This is a genomic window from Alloprevotella tannerae ATCC 51259, from assembly GCF_000159995.1.
GTDB lineage: Bacteria > Bacteroidota > Bacteroidia > Bacteroidales > Bacteroidaceae > Alloprevotella > Alloprevotella tannerae.
The window spans coordinates 330,526-349,103 of the sequence record NZ_GG700642.1 but is presented as its reverse complement, the minus strand read 5'-3'; the positions used below and the strand labels follow the sequence as shown (position 1 = coordinate 349,103).

The following is an 18,578-nucleotide window of genomic DNA, read 5'->3' as shown; positions in this document are numbered from 1 at the left end:
AACATAAATTTAACCAAGCTCTTGGTTTTACCCTTTTTATACCTAACTTTGCTCGCTGTGATTAGGAGTGCTTTGGCAGTAAGCGTACGTACAAGCATTTTAACGCAGCATTTTACATAATAACAATCAAATAGTATGAAAAAAGCATGGAGAGGATTTACCGGCACAAAGTGGGTCGATGAGGTCAACTTGCGCCAGTTTATTCAAGACAACTACACCACTTATGAGGGTGACGCTTCATTCCTCGAAGCTCCAACTGAAGCAACGGACAAACTTTGGGGTATGCTCAAAGAACTGCAAAAGCAGGAGCGTGCGAAAGGTGGCGTATTGGATATGGAAACGGAAATCGTTTCCAGTATGACGGCCTATGGTCCTGCCTATATCGGAGAGGGAACTAAGGAGCAGGAGAAGATTGTCGGTTTGCAAACGGATAAGCCTTTGAAGCGCGCCTTTATGCCCTACGGCGGTATAAAGATGGCGGAACAGGCTTGCACAACTTATGGCTATGAGCCTTCTGCAAAGCTTCACGAAATATTTACGAAGTATTGCAAGACGCACAATGATGGCGTATTCGATGCTTATACGGACGAGATGAAGCTCGTCAGACACAACCATATCCTTACAGGTCTTCCTGATACGTATGGACGTGGGCGTATCGTCGGCGACTATCGTCGCGTGGCGCTGTATGGTGTTGATTTCTTGATTAACGAGAAAGCGAAGGATCTGCGCAATTGCGGCGACGGAACGATGACGGAAGAAGTAATCCGCTTGCGCGAAGAGATCTCTATGCAGATCAAGGCCTTGAAAGAGATGAAAGAGATGGCGGCCATCTATGGTTACGACATTTCTGAACCGGCCAACAATGCGCACGAAGCTGTGCAGTGGCTTTACTTCGGCTACTTGGCAGCGATCAAAACGCAAAACGGCGCGGCGATGTCGGTAGGTCGTATTTCTACTTTCCTCGACATCTATATTCAGCGTGACTTCAAAGAAGGAACGCTTACGGAGAAAGAAGCGCAAGAACTCATTGACCACTTGGTGATGAAGTTCCGTATGGTGAAGTTTGCCCGCATCCCATCTTACAACCAGCTCTTCTCGGGCGACCCTGTATGGGCTACGCTCGAAGTGGCCGGATTAGGTATGGACGGCCGTTCAATGGTAACGAAGACCGACTTCCGCTTCCTCCACACGCTGGAGAATATGGGGCCGTCGCCTGAGCCCAACCTCACCGTCTTGTATAGCTCACGCTTGCCCAAGACCTTCAAGGACTATGCGGCAAAGATTTCTATCGCGACAAGCTCAATACAATATGAGAATGACGACGTGATGCGTCCTATTTGGGGCGATGATTATTCGATCTGCTGCTGCGTATCGGCTACACAGACCGGTAAGGAGATGCAGTTCTTCGGTGCTCGTGCCAACCTCGCAAAGTGTGTGAACTATGCGATCAGTGGCGGTGTAGATGCTAAGACGCGTGAGCAATGCGGTCCGGCTTATCGTCCGATCGAAGGCGACGTGGTAACTTATGACGAGTTTATGCCGCGCTTCAAAAATATGATGGAATGGTTAACGGGGGTTTATGTAAACACGCTGAATCTTATCCATTATATGCACGATAAGTACTTCTATGAGGCTGCCGAACTTGCACTGATCGACACCGATGTGCGTCGCACTTTCGCAACGGGTATTGCAGGCTTCAGTCACGTAGTTGACTCTATCTCGGCTATTAAGTATGCTAAAGTCAATATTATCCGTGACGAGAGCGGCTTCCCGGTAGAGTATAAGACAGAAGGCGACTTCCCGCGCTATGGTAATGATGATGACCGCGCCGATGAAATCGCTGTATGGCTGTTAAAGACTTTCATGAGTATGATTCGCAAGCACCATACTTATCGTAAATCTGAGCCGACGACAAGTATTCTTACCATCACTTCTAACGTGGTATATGGCAAGAATACGGGTAATACGCCCGACGGTCGTGCTTCCGGCGCGCCGCTCGCTCCGGGTGCAAACCCATCTTACGGAGCAGAGCAGAATGGTTTGCTGGCATCGTTGAACTCAACGGCGAAGATTCCTTATGAATATGCGCTTGACGGCATTTCCAACACGCAAACAATCAGCCCGGATGCACTCGGTCACAATGATGAGGAACGCATCAATACGCTCGTAGGCGTGATGGATGGTTACTTCAATCGTGGCGCACACCATTTGAACGTGAATGTCTTTGGCGTAGATAAGCTGATCGACTGTATGGAACACCCCGAGAAGGAAGAGTATGCTAACTTCACGATCCGTGTGAGCGGCTATGCGGTGAAGTTCATCGACCTTACACGCGAACAGCAGTTGGATGTTATTGCACGTCGCTCACATGGTTCTATGTAACGTGGATATTCATCAAACAGACAATTCCAAATTACAAACTACTGACAGTATGCTTCAGGTCCATTCCATCGAATCTTTCGGTTCGGTGGATGGGCCTGGAATACGTTTCGTGATCTTTCTTAAAGGATGCGCGATGCGGTGTCAGTATTGTCATAATCCGGATACGTGGAGCAGAGCGGGCGGGCAACTACGCTCTGTTGATGAGGTCTTAGCTCAGGCGCAACGTTTTCAAAGTTACTGGGGAGAGCAAGGTGGCATCACGGTGAGCGGTGGTGAAGCATTGCTACAGATGCCTGCACTTACCGAACTGTTTCGCAAAGCCAAGGACTTAGGCATCAATACTTGTCTGGATACTTCCGCTCAACCTTTCAGTAGGGAGGCGGCCGCTTTCTCAGCTTTTGAAGAGTTAATGAAGTATACCGACTTGCTTCTGTTGGATATCAAGCATATTGATAGCAAAGCCCATAAGCAACTGACGGGTTGGGGCAACGAGAATATCCTCGACTGCGCCCGTTATCTCTCTGAGATCGGCAAGCCGGTATGGATAAGACACGTATTAGTGCCGGGCATCAATGATAATGACGAGGCACTATACGGACTTCGTGCTTTTATTGATACATTAAGCAATGTTGAACGTGTAGAAGTGCTACCTTATCACGCCTTAGGCGTCTATAAATGGGAGCAATTAGAAATGCCCTACGCACTTACAGACGTTAAACCACCTACGGAAGAAAGTCTGCTTCACGCACGCAAGATATTAACTGCGTAAGAAGTTCTTTTATTTTGAGGCGTAATGGATAATTTGTAAGGCTAAGCAGCCCAAATTATCCATTGCGCTTTTTTGCAAAACAACACCTTGCGGATAACACGTTATTTAGAAGCCGATGTCTAAATGACTTTGATGATACTGACCTACAAACGTGTGTAAGTCTAAAGCATTCCCTCTTTACTTTCCATCTTTTAGTATCAGCCAACACAGTATTGCTGATTCATTTTCAAAGTTACAAAATGGAGTTTCAACACGTTGATACAACTGTCTCTACACGCTGAGACCAGCGTCTCTACTCGTTGATACGATCGTCTCCACACGTAGAGACACTAAATATGCCCCTATCGATGTCCGAAAAGCTAAGCTCAGATAAGTTTTACGGTAATGTCCCCCCAAAGTGTGTAAGCCTCGCTTGTTCTTATCTTTGTAATTGAAGAAAAAAGAAAGTAACTATGAAGCTTACACAGTCACAAGTCGGCATTTATTTTGGGAATGCTGTCATCAGGGTCTGGAATAAATTACGTTTCCTCATTTTATGAGACACTTTCTTTCAGCAAGATCGCGCTTCTCTCTCTCACGAACTTTACTCCCGTGAGTTTAGTGTGAGAGCATTTTACATTACAAAAAATTAAAGCAAATAAGGCTCACAGAAGAATGGACGTAATATTCTCACTCCTCTACGAGCCTTATTTTAATATCAACAGATTGCTTATGCTCCCTTGACGTGTATCTTTATGGTAGAGAGCTTTCCTTCTCGCTTCACTTTCAGGATATAAATGCCCGAAGGAACAGCAGCAAGGCTTATCTTGCGACCTCTGCTCTCTGCCACTTTGTATCCGGCAAGAGCATATAGTGAAGCTTCAGCCTTATCAGTGCCTAAATCAATGGATCTTCCGCAGAACGCTATGGTTTGATCGTTGCAGATTTCCGTTATACTTGTGGCGTTGCCCTCCTCAATAGAAATCATTCCAATTTGCAGGTGTGACACATTTGACTGTGGATATTGAGAAATGAGATGAACGCCAACACAATTGACGCCATCCGTATTAACGGGTAACTTCACTTCGTACTCGGACATAGGAATAGGGAGCTCTTCCTCACCTTTATTCTTCACCACTATTGTATCTACAGCCTGCTGCTTGTCTGTCGCGTTATTGGAACCAAGGGTAACCACAATCTTTTCATCAGATATAGCACGCATCTTGAGTTTTACCACATAAGTCTTGCTCTTTTCAAAATTGATGGGCGGCGTAATAATCCATTCATCTGCGTCTTTTCCCGAATTAGCAACACCCGGATTAACGATATACTCTGCTGCCGAGATATCATCGCCAAACTGATAGGCGCCATAAGGAGAGTTGTAAACCCAACTATAGTTGTCGTCGTTGCCGTCAACAGTAGTCCACCTACCAAAATATTCCTCTTCATTATTAAATTCTTCAAGTATCGGCGCATCAACGGCTGAACCAAGCACATAACTCGCTTGTGTATATGCACCCGTTTCTCCATAAGGATTGCAAGCATATACCTTGTAATAGTATCGTCCTAAAGAAGTGATAGACTGATCGGTGAAAGAGGTCTCGGTCAGTTCTTGGCCAACAACAACGCTGTCCGGGAAGCGGATAACTTTGTAGGTGAGTCCTTCATCAGTGAAATAACCACCGTGAAATCCCCCTTGAGGCTTTGCCCATTGAACTACAGCCGACTTGCATCCTTCACTAATCTGCACAGCAATATCGTTAGGCTTAGCGGGAGCATCAAAACCTATATAAACCCTTTTATTGGATTGCTCCCCATCTCCTACACTATTCGTTGCATATAGCGTATATCTAAACTCTCCGCTATTGGGCACAGAAGCATCCTCATAAGACATACTACCGCCTATTTCGCTTGTAGGAAGCGTGGCAATAAGTTTGCCGTCTCGCATTACAGATATAGATTTAATGTCTGAAAGATCTTTGCCTCCAAAAGTCTTCGTTGGGTTTACCCAGGTTATAACAGCCTTATTCATTCCATTATCGGCAGGCTTTATCGTTATATCGGCAAGTGATGCCGGCGCATCTTCCCCAGCCTTGACAAAAGGTATATACATGGCTAAGAGATTGCATTGGTCTCCAATCATTCCTAATTCCGTTACCTCTACGGGCGAAGTCTTCAAATTAAACCTTATCATATACGAATTCTTACCACCGTCTTTGGAGTTTGTGCAAGATGCCCAATAAAGCATTCCGGTAGTATTATCGAACTCCATTGTCTGGTGAGAGAGCATTCCCTGATATTCGGTTTCACATAACGCCTCCACTTCACCCGTCTCCTTGTTAATCTTCATAAGCGTACCGCCTTGCCCTATGGTATACAGATTGCCCGACAAATCGGCCGCCAGTGTGCCTACGCCTTTTTGTGCCAACGTGGCAACCGGAGTACGTGCGCCGGTTTCAAGATTAAATGTATAAAGCATAGAATTTCCACTTTCGAAGCCCACAGCATACATTGTGCCTGACGAATAATCGTAGGTCATATCCTGGATTCTGAGTTGATTGTTGTCGGCTGCATATTTTCCAATGACTTTCTTTTCTCCCGTGGAAAGATCGTAGGAGATAAAATCGCCTGCAGTGGGTGGTCCATAAGAATTATAAGTGTACTCACAAGCATAATAGACTCCATTGGCACAAGCCCCGGCATATACGCCAAGGGGTTGCTTATAAGGATAGGTCACTGAACAGGCTTGGAGATTATCTAGATATAAGTCGCCGAATCCATAACCTCCCAATGAATTCCCGCGTAAAAAGAATCCGTAAACCTTACGGTGTGGAACCGTGTTGTCAACATTGGAATGAGCCGTCATTCCCAAGATGCTCATAAACATTAAGCACAGTAATAATGATTTTCTTCTCATATTAGTAACGATATTAATTTAGGTAAAACGTTTTCTTCGGCATGATCAAATATGTTATGGCAAATATACATAAACATACAAACAATTTACTAGTTGAATATATTTTATTTCGTCCTCCTTATCCATCTCGTATCATTTTATTTACAAGCCTGGAATTTTGTTGATGTGCAACCATTAAAATATAGTTGCCCCACTTTAATTGACATAGCCCAATAAAGATGATTCATAGTAGCAGGGTAAAACGAAAAGATAAGAACACACTCATCAAAGACGGAGAAAAGGAAATAGAAAAACCCGCCTTGATTAGGGCGGGATAAGTTTAAGAGCCTTACGCGGTAAAGTCCTTAAAGGATGAAAATAGCTTTTCTATTTTTCCAAGAACTAATGTCTCGGCATCATCATATTCGCTGTTAGCTCCATAAAGCTTAAACCAAATTGGGTTTATTATACAATGGGGGAGTGTGTTTGGTATTTTATGGGCGTTAAAGAGAATAATCTTCTCTTTCTTTCGGAGGTGTTCTGAAATATACTTCAGAAGATACTTTGCAAAAGTGGTGTTGAAAACAGGGAAGATTGTACAAAGTGCTAAAGCTTACTTGTGTAAAATCACTATTTTTAGGGATTGTGTACTCATTTCGCCTTCCGTACCTTTGCTTATCAGAGAGGATAAGTGTGCTTTCCCTTTGCATTCTCTCTGAAACTACATTTTTAAGACCCAGCCGTAACTCCTCGGTAATAATGCGAATATAAACTTGTCAACTATGGATCTTTCTTTTTTCACAACATTGCAAGCCGGCTGGCTCAACGCCTGGATTCCTTCCTTTGGAATGGTACTGATACAATTTATCTATATGGCGATATTCAGAGAGGGCGGGAGGCGTGCGGTAGATACGTCATGGTACACTGCAAAAGATAAGCTAAATGGTCTGGTGAGTACGGTTTTACAAATCCTACTGTTGATACTTTCCATCTTTGTGCCTCTGAAGTTTGGCACGATGTGGTTTATCATCGGCTTGGTTATATTCATCCTTTCATTGGCAGCCTTTATCGCGGCTTTTCACAGTTATGCAGCAGCGCCGGCCAACAAGCCCATCAAGAACGGCATATACCGATGGTCTCGAAACCCTATGTACTTTTTCTTTTTCGCAGGTATGCTCGGCGCTTGTATTGCTTCCGCTTCACTATGGATGCTTATTGTTCTCATTCCGTTCATCGCAGCCACGCATTTCATTATTTTAGGAGAGGAACGCTACTGTACGGAAACTTATGGTAAGGAGTATTTGGAATACAAAACGCAAACGCCACGGTATTTCCTTTTCTTTTAAAAGGCTTCCCTTTCACATTGACAATAAAAATAGAGATATGATAGAAAACAAACTTACAGACGTGCCTGAAACTATGCTGATAACGCTATGGGCGAAGGCAGAAGAGACTAAGCGTGCGGATGCTCTGCTGCACGATGAAAAGGCGGTAGAGATCATAGATAAAATAGAATATGACTTTTCCAAGTTCAGCAAAGCGAAATTCTCACAAGCAGGCTGTTGTGTCAGGGCTGGTCTGATTGATGCAGAAGCCAAGGACTTTCTCAACAAACATCCTGATGCGGTGGTTGTTCAGTTGGGCGCCGGCATAGATGCACGTTACGAACGGCTACAGTGTCCACTCGTGACGCATTGGTACGACTTGGATCTTGAGGAAGCCATCAAATTGCGCCGCCAACTGTTGTCTGAAAGTGAACGGAATACCTATATATCCTCCTCTATGTTCGACTATGGTTGGATAGACATAGTGAAATCCCACGGCAAGCCGGTGCTTCTTATTATTGAAGGCGTGTTGATGTATTTCGAATCGGAACAGATAAAAGCATTCTTCCAAGAACTGTGTGCCCGCTTTGATAATGCTACCATATTATTCGATATGCTCGCCTTCTCCTTAGTTGGACGTTCTCGGCAGCATGATTCGCTACGAAAGGTAAGTAAAAGCGTAGAGTTCAAATGGTCGCTGTTAGATACAAAAGAGATGGAAACGTGGAATCCCCGAATACAGCTCGAAAAAGAACTTTATATGAGTAAATATGATCATGGGCGTTTCCCTTTCATTTTCAGAATGCTTTATAAAATACCTTACTTCTTCCGTCGTTATAACCAGCGTGTGGTAAAGCTGCGTATTACTTAGCAGAACATCTACAAAAGCCGAATAGGGAATAGTAAACAATCAATCATATAAAAATAGAACTATGAGCGTGACGAATTTTATAAACGAAGAAAACCTTACTATGATTCAAGGAGTCAATGGTATTCTGTTACATCAAGAAGGCTGGATGATACAAAGGGCACAAAAGGAGGAAAGTGCCAAGTGAAGGTCTTGTTGATGTCCTCTTCGAATAGGCTGTTTGGTCCTTGTCCTTAGCCCTTCTGCGAATGAAGACTGACAGTGAAAGAGATGTTTGCAAACGTCTAAGTTCTTTGCTGTAGCTTGGGAGTTCGAGAGGATGCCCCCAATATCGGTGACAACAAACTATGACTGATGCTCATTATGATATTGGGTCGCCCTTTCGTTTTGAGACATAACAACTTTTTCACATCCCTATGTTATAAAGGCTTGACCTTCCTCAAGTCCAAGCCTTGTTATACGATAAACTCGAACCTCCTTTGTCATAAATGGAAGGTTAAAACTTCCTTTCACAAGAATCTGTAGAAAAGGCGGCCTATCATTACGGGAAGACTATAGCAGAGGGCTCTACAGATTCAGCTAATGCGTAGAAATAGAGTATAGCCAAAGTAGGAAAAGCGAGTCCAATATAAGAACACGTTTATAATCTTTATTAAATTCTACCTATGGAAAGGCAATTAGCTATCTATCGAAGTTTGAACGAATTTCTATGATGGTTTGAGCTTGCTATAATCAATTAAAATTAATATGCTATAAGAGCTGTGGTAGTGAGTTGTTCTTTGTGGTTTTATGGCAGATCTTTCTTATTGCTCCCGAAAATGTCTTTTTAAGTTTTGGAAAATCACGCCGTATTTCTTTGCTATAAAATTTCTAAGCAGGTATATCGTGGGTGATGTGATGCAAATATTTTTTTCTGATTGATTGTAATGTTGCCTGATACAATGCTGCTTTATCGTATGTTTGTGTTGAAAATCTCGTTTAGGAAGGTGCGATTTTAAGATACATTAATTACCTTTGTGTTGTATTTCTTTGAAAGTGCGATGATTTTTACTTGCTCCTTTTTATGTAAACTTATTAATTTCTTTACAAATGATCAAAAGATTGCTGCTGTTGCTAATTGGATTACAAAGTTTTGTTGCTAATGGACAGATTATCGTTTGTCCAGAAAACGATTCAATATTCTTTACGGAGTTCAGAAATGGACGTGAATGGAGCTATGTAGTAAAAGATGGTTTTATAGTTGGTGTAAACAATCAAATGACAAAAAACGACTATGGATCTTATTATCAAATGGGAATCATTATTAAAAATATGACTAATGCGGCTTATACATTTGATCCGGCGGATGTTTCTGCTGAATTGTATAAGAATAATGGCGACACTGTGATACTAAAAGTTTATACTAATGAGATGTTTCTGAAAAAGATGAAGAAAGTTCAAATGTGGGCGATGGCCTTACAAGGGCTTGCTAATGGAATAACTACAGGATTGGCAGGTTCTCAAGCGAGGTATACGACGTGTGAAGTTGGAAATTATGCCTATACACAACCTGTTACTACTTATAATTATAGTGCTGTAAATGTGGCACAAATCGCATCAATCACCCAACTAATGATTATGGGGAAGCAGATGGAAAATGACAGGAAGGTGCGCGAAGAGGGATACTTGAAGAAAACCACAATTCATAGCGGAGAGGGAATTGTTGGGTATATGAATATAAAGAAGCAAAAAGGACAGGCAATGATGGTTGTTATCCCAATCAACGGTGTTGATTTTAAGTTTAAATGGGATGTGGGTAAGAGGAGTGTAAAGTGATGATGATACGCTGTCAAGAACTTGTTTCCTCGAAGCTAAGTACATTTTTATTAATGAATACCATTTGTTCGAGTTCTTCAACTCGAGTTTCTAATGTCTTGTTCATATTGAAAACATTTTGAATTAAACAATATGAAGGTGCACCTTCGCTAATTATTTGTTAACGAGGGCAAAATTAGAAACGATAAAAGTAGATGGCGTTGAGCAATGTTTGAGGTATCAACCTATGCTCAACCTTTTTTCAGTTGTTTGATCAATTTGTGGATGATTTTATTCCCCTTCCTTTTGGAGTTCATTTATCTGCGAATGGAACTATATGGAGGCTAAATGCTAATCACAGAGATAAGCAAGGACGTTAAAATCTTTCAGTTCCTTGTATGTATCATGCTCTCCGGGATGTCTTGGATTCCTCTTTTGGGTTAAATCTCCTATTCGTTTCCATTGTGGATTAAAAGGCAAACAACTTTCCACGATATCACGAAAACACGCTCGCAGATATGGTCGTCTCGTTATGATATCTCCAAAGGCAACAAGTATGATGGGATTCGTTACAGTAGAAACAATCTGCCGAATAGCTTTGACATTCTCTTGATGATATGTCATATCACATTCTTCATTCAAACACTCTGGGTATGGGGTACGCTGTGGATAAACATTTAACATAATAAAGCTATCAAAACCATTAAGTTCTGCATACTCCATTACCTTTCTTACCGTGGGATCAGGATCTTCATCCGTTGCTGTGCTTGGATTCGCCCCAATAACGATGAGGGGTTTCTTTCCTTCTTTCTTCAACCAAAATCGGAACTGCTCATTATACTCTTCGGGGCACATGCTCATTTTACCTTCTTCGTATTTCATAAATAGTGCACTTTGATGATTTATAAAAAGAAAACCCCTTGCAAACTAATATGCTTACAAGGGGATTTGTAGTACCCAGACCCGGGGTCGAACCGGGATGGATTGCTCCACTGGTGTTTGAGACCAGCGCGTCTACCGATTCCGCCATCTGGGCTTACGTTAGCGGGTGCAAATATACGGCGAGTTTTGGATTTAACCAAAGGAATAAGGGACTTTTTTTAGTAGAGGGCATTTTTGTTCTTAGTTGTCTATCCTAATGTAAGTTTCTGAGAAGTGTTGTCTTTTCTGTTCGTAGATTGATTACTATTTCGTTTGCTGCGTCCTCATTTTTGCCGTTTAGTAATATAATACTTCATATAGTATATGTCGTGAATAAGGAGTAGGCGAATGTGATTTTCATTTTTAGATGGTGAGTGTCCTTTCGAAAGTAGAGCGAGCAAGCTGTCGCTCTTTCTCTTGTTATGATAGGGACGGAGGGATGTTGTCGCAAGGAAATTCATTTTATTTCCCTATCTTTGCACCATTATATAAAGAAGTTAAGCGCAATGTCTTGCATTCTACATATTGAAACCTCGACCGATGTTTGTTCTGTTGCTCTTTCCCAAGATGGCGTCTGTATCTATTTGGACGAAAACAGGGAAGGCCCAGAACACGCCCGCATATTGGCCCCTTTTGTTAGCGATGCGATTAGTTTTGCTGACAGCCATGCCATTCCGATTGACGCTGTTGCTGTGAGCAAAGGGCCAGGGTCTTATACCGGTTTGCGTATTGGCGTATCGACGGCTAAAGGAGTTTGCTATGCTCGCGACTTGCGACTGATCTCGGTGTCGACATTAGCCTTGCTTTCCGTCCCTATCTTGCTCCGTCACGAGTTGGAAGACGATGCCCTTTTGTGTCCGATGATTGATGCGCGGCGAATGGAAGTTTATTGCTGTCTTTATGATCGCGCCCTGCGAACGATTGAGCCGACGAGTGCGCAAATCATCACGCCCGCTTCCTTTGCTGCCCATCTGAATGAGCACCCCGTCTATTTCTTTGGCAACGGCGCAGAGAAATGCAAAGGCGTCATCACCCATCCCAACGCTCGCTTTATTGAAGGCATAGTACCGCTGGCCAAATATATGTTTCCGCTGGCCGAGAAGGCGGTGGCAACAGAAAGCTATGAAGATGTAGCCTATTTTGAGCCTTTCTATCTAAAGCAGTTTGTGGCACAAAAGCCTAAGAATCTGTTGTAGGCCTTATATTATATTGAGCAGCCGGCGTCGCCGTGTCTGTTCTTGTCGAACAAAAGAAATATCCCGCATTTATGCATTACAATACGAACGAAGGAAAACTGAAACTGCCGGAATATGGCCGCCTTGTGCAGCGAATGGCCGAGTATGTAGTGACCATTCAAGACCGCGCAGCGCGTCAGGCTTACGCAGAACGTCTCGCTTTTATTATGGAAAGAATGATCCCTAAGGGACAACGCGCGCAAGACGTCGCACATAAGATTTGGGATCATTTGGCTTATTTGACCAATTATCAATTAGATATAGACTTTCCCGTGGAGATTCGCCGCTTCGAGCCCAGTATGCAGCCGCAGCGTTTGAGTTATCCGCAAGGGCGAATCCGTTATCGCCATTATGGGCGCTTGGTTGAGCGCGCCATAGCCAAGTTGCGCGATATGCCGGCCGGCACCGTGCGTGATCAGACTTTGCTTTTAGTGGCTAACCGAATGAAGCGCAACTTGGCTTCTTGGAAGAGCGACAACGCTACTGACGATAAGGTGGCACACGACTTGTCTTCTTATACTGACGGTCAACTTACCATCTAACCTGTTCTGATTATGGCTTCTTTTGTTATTGAAGGCGGTCACCGCCTGAAAGGTGTTATTGAGCCGCAAGGCGCCAAAAATGAGGCGCTCGAAGTTATTGCGGCCACCTTGCTCTCTGCAGAGCCTGTGCGCCTGACTAACATACCCGATATATTAGACGTCAACAACCTCATTCGCCTTATTGCCGATATGGGGGTAAGCGTTACGAAAAACGGGGCAGGCGATTATACTTTCTGCGCCGACCATGTTGATTTGAATTACCTTCATAGCGAAGAATTCCTCCAACGTTGTACACAGTTGCGTGGCTCTGTTTTGTTGATGGGGCCGCTTTTGGCGCGCTTTGGTCGAGCTTCGATGGCAAAGCCCGGTGGCGATAAAATTGGCCGCCGTCGGTTGGATACCCATTTCTTGGGCTTCCGTCATTTAGGAGCTGATTTCGTTTTCGACGAAAAGGCCGGCGTGTTTACCATTGAGGCCAAAGCCTTGCGAGGTACATATATGCTCCTCGATGAGGCCAGCATTACGGGCACAGCCAATATTATTATGGCGGCCGTATTGGCCCAAGGGACGACTACAATATATAATGCGGCCTGCGAACCTTATATTCAGCAACTCTGCAAGCTCCTCAATAAAATGGGGGCCAAGATTTCGGGTATTGCGTCCAACTTGCTGACGATTGAAGGTGTCGAATGTTTGCACGCTGCCGAGCATCGCATTCTTCCCGATATGATTGAGATTGGCTCTTTCATAGGTATGGCGGCTTTGGCCGGCGATGGCATTACAATTAAGCAGGTTTCGTATGACGATTTAGGACTTATTCCCGACACCTTCCGGCGTTTAGGCGTCCGCATCGAGCGTCAAGGCGACGATCTCTTTATTCCGGCGCAGCCCCATTATGCTTCTGAGACGTTTATTGATGGCTCTTTTCTGACGATGGCCGATGCGCCTTGGCCCGGTTTGACGCCTGACTTGCTCAGTGTGCTAATTGTCGTGGCTACGCAGGCAAAGGGCACGGTGCTCTTTCATCAGAAGATGTTTGAAAGCCGATTGTTCTTCGTCGATAAGTTGATTGATATGGGCGCGCAAATTATTTTGTGCGATCCCCACCGCGCCGTCGTCGTTGGGCATAACCACGCACTCAAGTTGCAAGCCCGCCGAATGACGTCGCCCGATATTCGTGCCGGCATCGCACTGCTCATTGCCGCCTTGAGCGCTGAAGGTACGAGCATCATCGACAATATTGAGCAAATCGATCGCGGCTACGAGCGCATAGAAGAGCGTCTTGGCGCATTGGGTGCGGTGATTAAACGCATAGATTAGTATGATAAAGGCTGATGATTTGGTGCTGATCGGCAAGATCACAAAGTTGCATGGTATAGATGGCGAAGTAGTCTGCCATTTTACCGACGACGTCTTTGATCGTGGCGATTCCGCCTTTCTCTTTCTTGAACTTGATGGTCTGCCTGTTCCTTTTGAATGGGAAGAATACCGCTTCAAGGGAGCAGAAGACGCCCTTTTCAAGTTTGTGGAAGCTCCTGATGAGGCTTCGGCCCGCCATCTTGTCGGCGCGAAAGTATATTATCCTAAAGAATTTATTCCCGAACTCGACGAAAGCGAAGGTCTGCCTTCCTATCGCGCCTTGACCGGTTTCCAAGTTAAAGATGCCGAGGGACATAGTTTGGGAGTAGTCAATGCCGTTGATGATTCGTCGGCTAATATCTTATTGACCGTCGTGGATGCTGAAGATCGCGTATTACTTCTGCCTTATCACGACGATTTTCTGCTTCATTTTGATTTAAAAGAACGCATCTTGCAACTCCGATTGCCCGAAGGACTTTTGGATTTGAACGTATAAAGCGATGAGAAAAATAGCCTTACTCGGTTCTACCGGCTCAATTGGGACGCAGGCCTTAGATATTATTCGCGCCCACAGCGATCTCTTCGAAGCCTACCTTCTTACGGCCAACGACAATGCCGACCTGCTGATTCGGCAGGCACGAGAGTTTGTGCCCGATAGCGTCGTGATTGCCAACGCAGACAAATACGATTACGTCAGCGAGGCCTTGGTCGATTTGCCCATCAAGGTTTATGCCGGTGCCGATGCCATTTGCGACGCCGTTACCGCAAGTCCTATCGATATTGTCTTGACTGCGATGGTCGGCTTCTCCGGCTTGCGCCCAACGATTGCAGCCTTGAAAGCCGGCAAGGCGATAGCTTTAGCTAACAAAGAGACGCTTGTTGTGGCCGGTGAGATTATCACCCGTTTGGCCTTGGAAAATAAATGTCCGCTGCTCCCTGTCGATAGCGAACATTCGGCCATCTTTCAATGCCTAACGGGTAGTGGCGACAATCCTGTTGAAGCCCTGCTTCTTACGGCTTCCGGCGGTCCTTTCCGCCAAATGGATGCCGCCGCCTTGGCCCGCGTCACGGCTGCCCAAGCCCTGAAACACCCCAATTGGGTAATGGGCGCGAAGATTACGATCGACTCCGCCTCCATGATGAATAAAGGTTTTGAGATGATCGAGGCAAAATGGCTCTTTGGCGTGCAGCCTGAAGCCATCGAGATCGTTGTTCATCCGGAGAGCATCATCCATTCAGCCGTGCGCTATGCAGATGGCGCCGTCATTGCTCAGATGGGGTTGCCCGATATGCACTTACCCATCAGCTATGCCTTTAGTTATCCGCGCCGCCTGCCTATTTCCGGCGAGCGAATAGACCTCTTTCGCTTGGGTAGCCTTCATTTTGAGCGGCCCGACGTTGAGCGTTTTCCCTGTCTCCGCTTAGCTTATGCCGCTGTGAATCGTGGCGGCAACGCGCCTTGCGTGCTAAATGCCGCCAACGAAGTAGTTAATCTCGCCTTTCGCGAAGGGCGCATCGCCTTTTCACAAATGGCGGAGATCATCAATGAGACAATGGCGCGCACACATTATATAAATACCCCCACTTTAGACGATTATTTTGAAACAGACAGCGAAGCGCGCCGCATAGCCGCTTCACTTATTCCCAATACATAAAACAAAAGAAAACCCGATGGAAGCATTTTTGATTCGCGCACTACAATTGATATTGTGTTTCTCCATACTGATCTTCCTCCACGAAGGCGGCCATTTCTTGGCAGCTCGCTTGTTTAAGATCCGTGTGGAAAAGTTTGCCCTCTTCTTTGATCCCTGGTTCAGCTTGCTTAAGTTTAAGCCCAAGAAGAGCGACACTACCTACGTACTCGGTTGGTTGCCGCTTGGCGGCTACGTAAAAATAGCCGGTATGATTGATGAATCGATGGACAAAGAGCAGATGCAGCAACCCGTACAGCCGTGGGAGTTTCGCGCAAAGCCTGCTTGGCAGCGTCTGATTGTGATGCTGGCCGGCGTGTTCGTCAATTTCATTCTTGCCCTTTTCATCTATGCAATGATACTCTTTACTTGGGGCGACACCTACGTGCCGATGCGCAACATAGACCAAGGTTTTGCCTTCAATGAGCGAGCTCGTCAATTCGGGTTCCAAAATGGCGATATCCCCCTCCATACAGACAAGGTCACCTTCGATCGTTTCGATTCCAATGAAAGCATGGGCGACGTCTACCGCGGCATCAGTGAAGCGCGAAGCGTCACCGTGTTGCGGCAAGGTAAAGAAGTGACCCTCTCTCTACCCGGTGAGATCAATATGATTCAAATGATGAAAGAAGAGCCGCCCTTCCTGCTGCCCTTGTCCACCGCCGTTGTCGACAGCCTGCCCGCCGGTAGTCCGGCAGCCCAAGCCGGTGTGCGCGTTGGCGACAGCTTGGTCTCTTACAATGGCTCTCCTTGCACGACTTGGAACGAATACACCGATATTCGTGCCCGTATAGAAGACGTTTTGGCGGCGCAAAAGCCGGCCGATTCTCTTCGTCTGCGTCAAGTGACGCTCGTTGTGGCGCGTGCAGCCACCGGCGTGCGCGATACCTTGCGCTTCCAACTGACGCCGGAGTATGCTTTAGGCATCTCCCACTATAGTCCGTTCAAGAACTACAAGACAGTCACGAAGAACTATACCTTCCTGTCCTCCTTCCCTGCCGGATTCTCTCACGGATGGCACGTATTAAAAGGTTATGTCACCGACTTGAAGTACATCTTTACGAAAGACGGCGCCAAGAGCATTGGTAGTTTCGGTACGATCGGTTCACTCTTTCCCACGACGTGGGTTTGGGAGCGCTTTTGGGAGCTAACGGCCTTCATCTCGCTAATGTTGGCGTTTATGAATATCCTGCCCATTCCCGCACTCGACGGCGGTCACGCCTTCTTCCTCTTTTATGAGGTGATCACGCGTCGTAAGCCGAGCGACAAGTTTATGGAAAACGCTGAAAAAATCGGTATCTTCCTCCTCTTAGGCTTGATGGCTTACGCCTTGTTCAATGATGTCTTGAAGTTTATCTTCTAATATGCTCAAGCGCTTGGGCCCTGCACCATTTGCAATCGGCGCAAACGCTTTAACGATTAACATCGCCCGCCCACGAAGATGAATTACATTGGTTCCAAGCGTACTTTACTGCCCTTTATCGACCAATGCATTACGTCCATCGCAGGTGACGCGGCTCGAAGTGGGACATTTTGCGACCTTTTTGCCGGAACGGGTATCGTCGGCCGCTTTTATAAGTCGCAAGGTTGCAGTGTGATGGCCAACGATTGGCAGTTTTACGGCTTCGTACTCAATCAGCATTATATCGGCAACTGTTCTCTGCCGGCTTTCTCCGGCTTGATGCCCCACATACCGACACTTACGACGACCGCCCTCCCTGATCGAGGGGCGGTCGTTTGTCGTTTCCTCGAAAATCTTCCGCCTGTGGAGGGCTTTGTCTCGCGTCATTTTTGTCCGGGTGGGACTACACACGATGCCGCGCAAAGAATCTACTTCAGCGATGCCAACGGCCGGCGCTGCGATGCCATCCGCCGGCAGATTGATGCGTGGTTGCACGCGGGAATGATCACCAAGGGAGAGTTTTATTTCCTCTTGACGACCCTTTTGGAGAATATGGACAGTGTGGCCAACACAGCTTCGATCTATGGGGCTTTTCTCAAAAAACTGAAACCCTCGGCCTTGTGTCCGCTCACGATGACGCCTGCCGAGTGCATCTTGAGTGAGCGCCCGCAGCAGGTGTTTCAGATGGACGCCAACCAATTGATTGGCCGCTTGCAAACGGATATACTCTACCTCGACCCGCCCTACAACAGTCGGCAATATGCTGCCAATTATCACGTCTTGGAAACCATCGCTCGCAACGACAGTCCGGCGCTGCACGGCAAGACCGGTATGCGCGACTATGCGGATCGGCGTTCGGCCTATTGCTCTCGCCGCGCCGTGCGTAAGGCTTTTGCCGACTTGATCGAACGCGCCAATGCACGCTACGTATTTTTGAGTTACAATAATGAGGGTTTGCTTTCCTTTGACGACATACAGCAGGTTATGGAGCGCCGCGGGCGCTACGGCCGGTTTGAGCAACCTTACGGCCGCTTCCAAGCCGACCGCCCTTCGGCTGAACGGCAAATCAAGGCCACGCAAACCACGGAATACATCCATTATCTTATCGTGGAATGAGTGGCGCGCCACCGCGTGTATGGCTTATTTCCTATTGCGACAGGCAGACGCCGGTTAAGCCGGGCGGCTGCTTTTTTTTGTTGGCGGCAGCCTTGCCGAAAAGCAAGGTTGAGGCTTGATGAACTAAACGAGGCTTTAATCGACTTAAGGCTTGATTCTTAGACGCTTTTAGATCGACTTGCCACAGCGGCGTTCTCGCTTCCGCCGCTTGCGCTCGTGAGGTGAAGCCATTTTTATCACGAGCGTAAGCCATTTTTATCACGAGCACAAGCCTTTTTTAGCGTGATAAAAAACGGGTC

Annotated in this window: 15 protein-coding genes, 1 tRNA gene and 1 pseudogene; 12 read left to right on the top strand and 5 right to left on the bottom strand. The window is 45.9% G+C overall.

Annotated elements, in window-relative coordinates:
- Window positions 1-135 precede the first annotated feature (135 nt).
- Both pflB and pflA read left to right on the top strand, forming a co-directional pair.
- Window positions 136-2,382, top strand: a complete 2,247-nt coding sequence (gene pflB, locus GCWU000325_RS01435) for a formate C-acetyltransferase (RefSeq protein WP_006254163.1) — start codon at window positions 136-138, stop codon at window positions 2,380-2,382.
- Window positions 2,369-3,151, top strand: a complete 783-nt coding sequence (pflA, locus tag GCWU000325_RS01430; RefSeq protein WP_006254162.1) for a pyruvate formate-lyase-activating protein — start codon at window positions 2,369-2,371, stop codon at window positions 3,149-3,151. The genes pflB and pflA overlap by 14 nt, the downstream gene beginning before the upstream one ends.
- Before the next feature lie 709 nt (window positions 3,152-3,860).
- Here the strand turns inward: pflA and GCWU000325_RS01425 are convergent.
- A complete protein-coding gene (locus GCWU000325_RS01425) occupies window positions 3,861-6,047 on the bottom strand; it encodes a hypothetical protein (protein WP_154646547.1) in 2,187 nt (728 codons plus the stop codon).
- Window positions 6,048-6,808: 761 nt separating this feature from the next.
- Here GCWU000325_RS01425 and GCWU000325_RS01420 point away from each other — a divergent pair.
- From GCWU000325_RS01420 to GCWU000325_RS01410, 3 genes are all read left to right on the top strand, one after another.
- On the top strand, window positions 6,809-7,372 hold the full coding sequence (locus tag GCWU000325_RS01420; RefSeq protein ID WP_006254160.1) for a methyltransferase family protein: 564 nt from the start codon (window positions 6,809-6,811) through the stop codon (window positions 7,370-7,372).
- A gap of 37 nt (window positions 7,373-7,409) precedes the next feature.
- Window positions 7,410-8,222, top strand: a complete 813-nt coding sequence (locus GCWU000325_RS01415; RefSeq protein ID WP_006254159.1) for a class I SAM-dependent methyltransferase — start codon at window positions 7,410-7,412, stop codon at window positions 8,220-8,222.
- Between the two features lie 1,086 nt (window positions 8,223-9,308).
- Window positions 9,309-10,034: a hypothetical protein gene (locus tag GCWU000325_RS01410; protein WP_006254156.1), complete on the top strand. Its 726-nt coding sequence runs from the start codon at window positions 9,309-9,311 to the stop codon at window positions 10,032-10,034.
- Window positions 10,035-10,053: 19 nt separating this feature from the next.
- Here GCWU000325_RS01410 and GCWU000325_RS12315 read toward each other — a convergent pair.
- From GCWU000325_RS12315 to GCWU000325_RS01400, 3 genes and pseudogenes are all read right to left on the bottom strand, one after another.
- A pseudogene (locus GCWU000325_RS12315) lies at window positions 10,054-10,140 on the bottom strand (helix-turn-helix domain-containing protein); the annotation flags it as partial.
- A gap of 224 nt (window positions 10,141-10,364) precedes the next feature.
- Window positions 10,365-10,895, bottom strand: coding sequence for a DUF1643 domain-containing protein (locus GCWU000325_RS01405; RefSeq protein WP_006254154.1), 531 nt, complete (start codon window positions 10,893-10,895; stop codon window positions 10,365-10,367).
- 72 nt (window positions 10,896-10,967) lie between these two features.
- A tRNA-Leu gene (locus tag GCWU000325_RS01400) sits at window positions 10,968-11,049 on the bottom strand.
- A gap of 391 nt (window positions 11,050-11,440) precedes the next feature.
- Between GCWU000325_RS01400 and tsaB the strand changes: the two genes are divergently transcribed.
- From tsaB to GCWU000325_RS01365, 7 genes are all read left to right on the top strand, one after another.
- Complete coding sequence (tsaB, locus tag GCWU000325_RS01395) at window positions 11,441-12,130, top strand: tRNA (adenosine(37)-N6)-threonylcarbamoyltransferase complex dimerization subunit type 1 TsaB (RefSeq protein WP_040598748.1); 690 nt, start codon at window positions 11,441-11,443, stop codon at window positions 12,128-12,130.
- Between the two features lie 71 nt (window positions 12,131-12,201).
- On the top strand, window positions 12,202-12,711 hold the full coding sequence (locus tag GCWU000325_RS01390; RefSeq protein ID WP_040598746.1) for a DUF4290 domain-containing protein: 510 nt from the start codon (window positions 12,202-12,204) through the stop codon (window positions 12,709-12,711).
- A 12-nt stretch (window positions 12,712-12,723) separates the two neighbouring features.
- Window positions 12,724-14,031, top strand: a complete 1,308-nt coding sequence (gene murA / locus GCWU000325_RS01385; RefSeq protein ID WP_006254151.1) for a UDP-N-acetylglucosamine 1-carboxyvinyltransferase — start codon at window positions 12,724-12,726, stop codon at window positions 14,029-14,031.
- 1 nt (window position 14,032) lies between these two features.
- Complete coding sequence (rimM, locus tag GCWU000325_RS01380; protein WP_006254150.1) at window positions 14,033-14,566, top strand: ribosome maturation factor RimM; 534 nt, start codon at window positions 14,033-14,035, stop codon at window positions 14,564-14,566.
- A gap of 4 nt (window positions 14,567-14,570) precedes the next feature.
- Window positions 14,571-15,725 carry a 1-deoxy-D-xylulose-5-phosphate reductoisomerase gene (locus tag GCWU000325_RS01375; protein ID WP_006254149.1) on the top strand — a complete coding sequence of 385 codons (1,155 nt, stop codon included), beginning with the start codon at window positions 14,571-14,573 and terminating at the stop codon, window positions 15,723-15,725.
- 16 nt (window positions 15,726-15,741) lie between these two features.
- Entirely contained in the window at window positions 15,742-17,124 is a 1,383-nt protein-coding gene (gene rseP, locus GCWU000325_RS01370; protein WP_006254148.1) for an RIP metalloprotease RseP, read from the top strand.
- Window positions 17,125-17,202: 78 nt separating this feature from the next.
- Window positions 17,203-18,279: a DNA adenine methylase gene (locus GCWU000325_RS01365; RefSeq protein ID WP_006254147.1), complete on the top strand. Its 1,077-nt coding sequence runs from the start codon at window positions 17,203-17,205 to the stop codon at window positions 18,277-18,279.
- Window positions 18,280-18,310: 31 nt separating this feature from the next.
- On the opposite strand, the gene GCWU000325_RS01360 is transcribed toward GCWU000325_RS01365, so the two are convergent.
- Entirely contained in the window at window positions 18,311-18,547 is a 237-nt protein-coding gene (locus GCWU000325_RS01360; protein ID WP_211205518.1) for a hypothetical protein, read from the bottom strand.
- Window positions 18,548-18,578 lie beyond the last annotated feature (31 nt).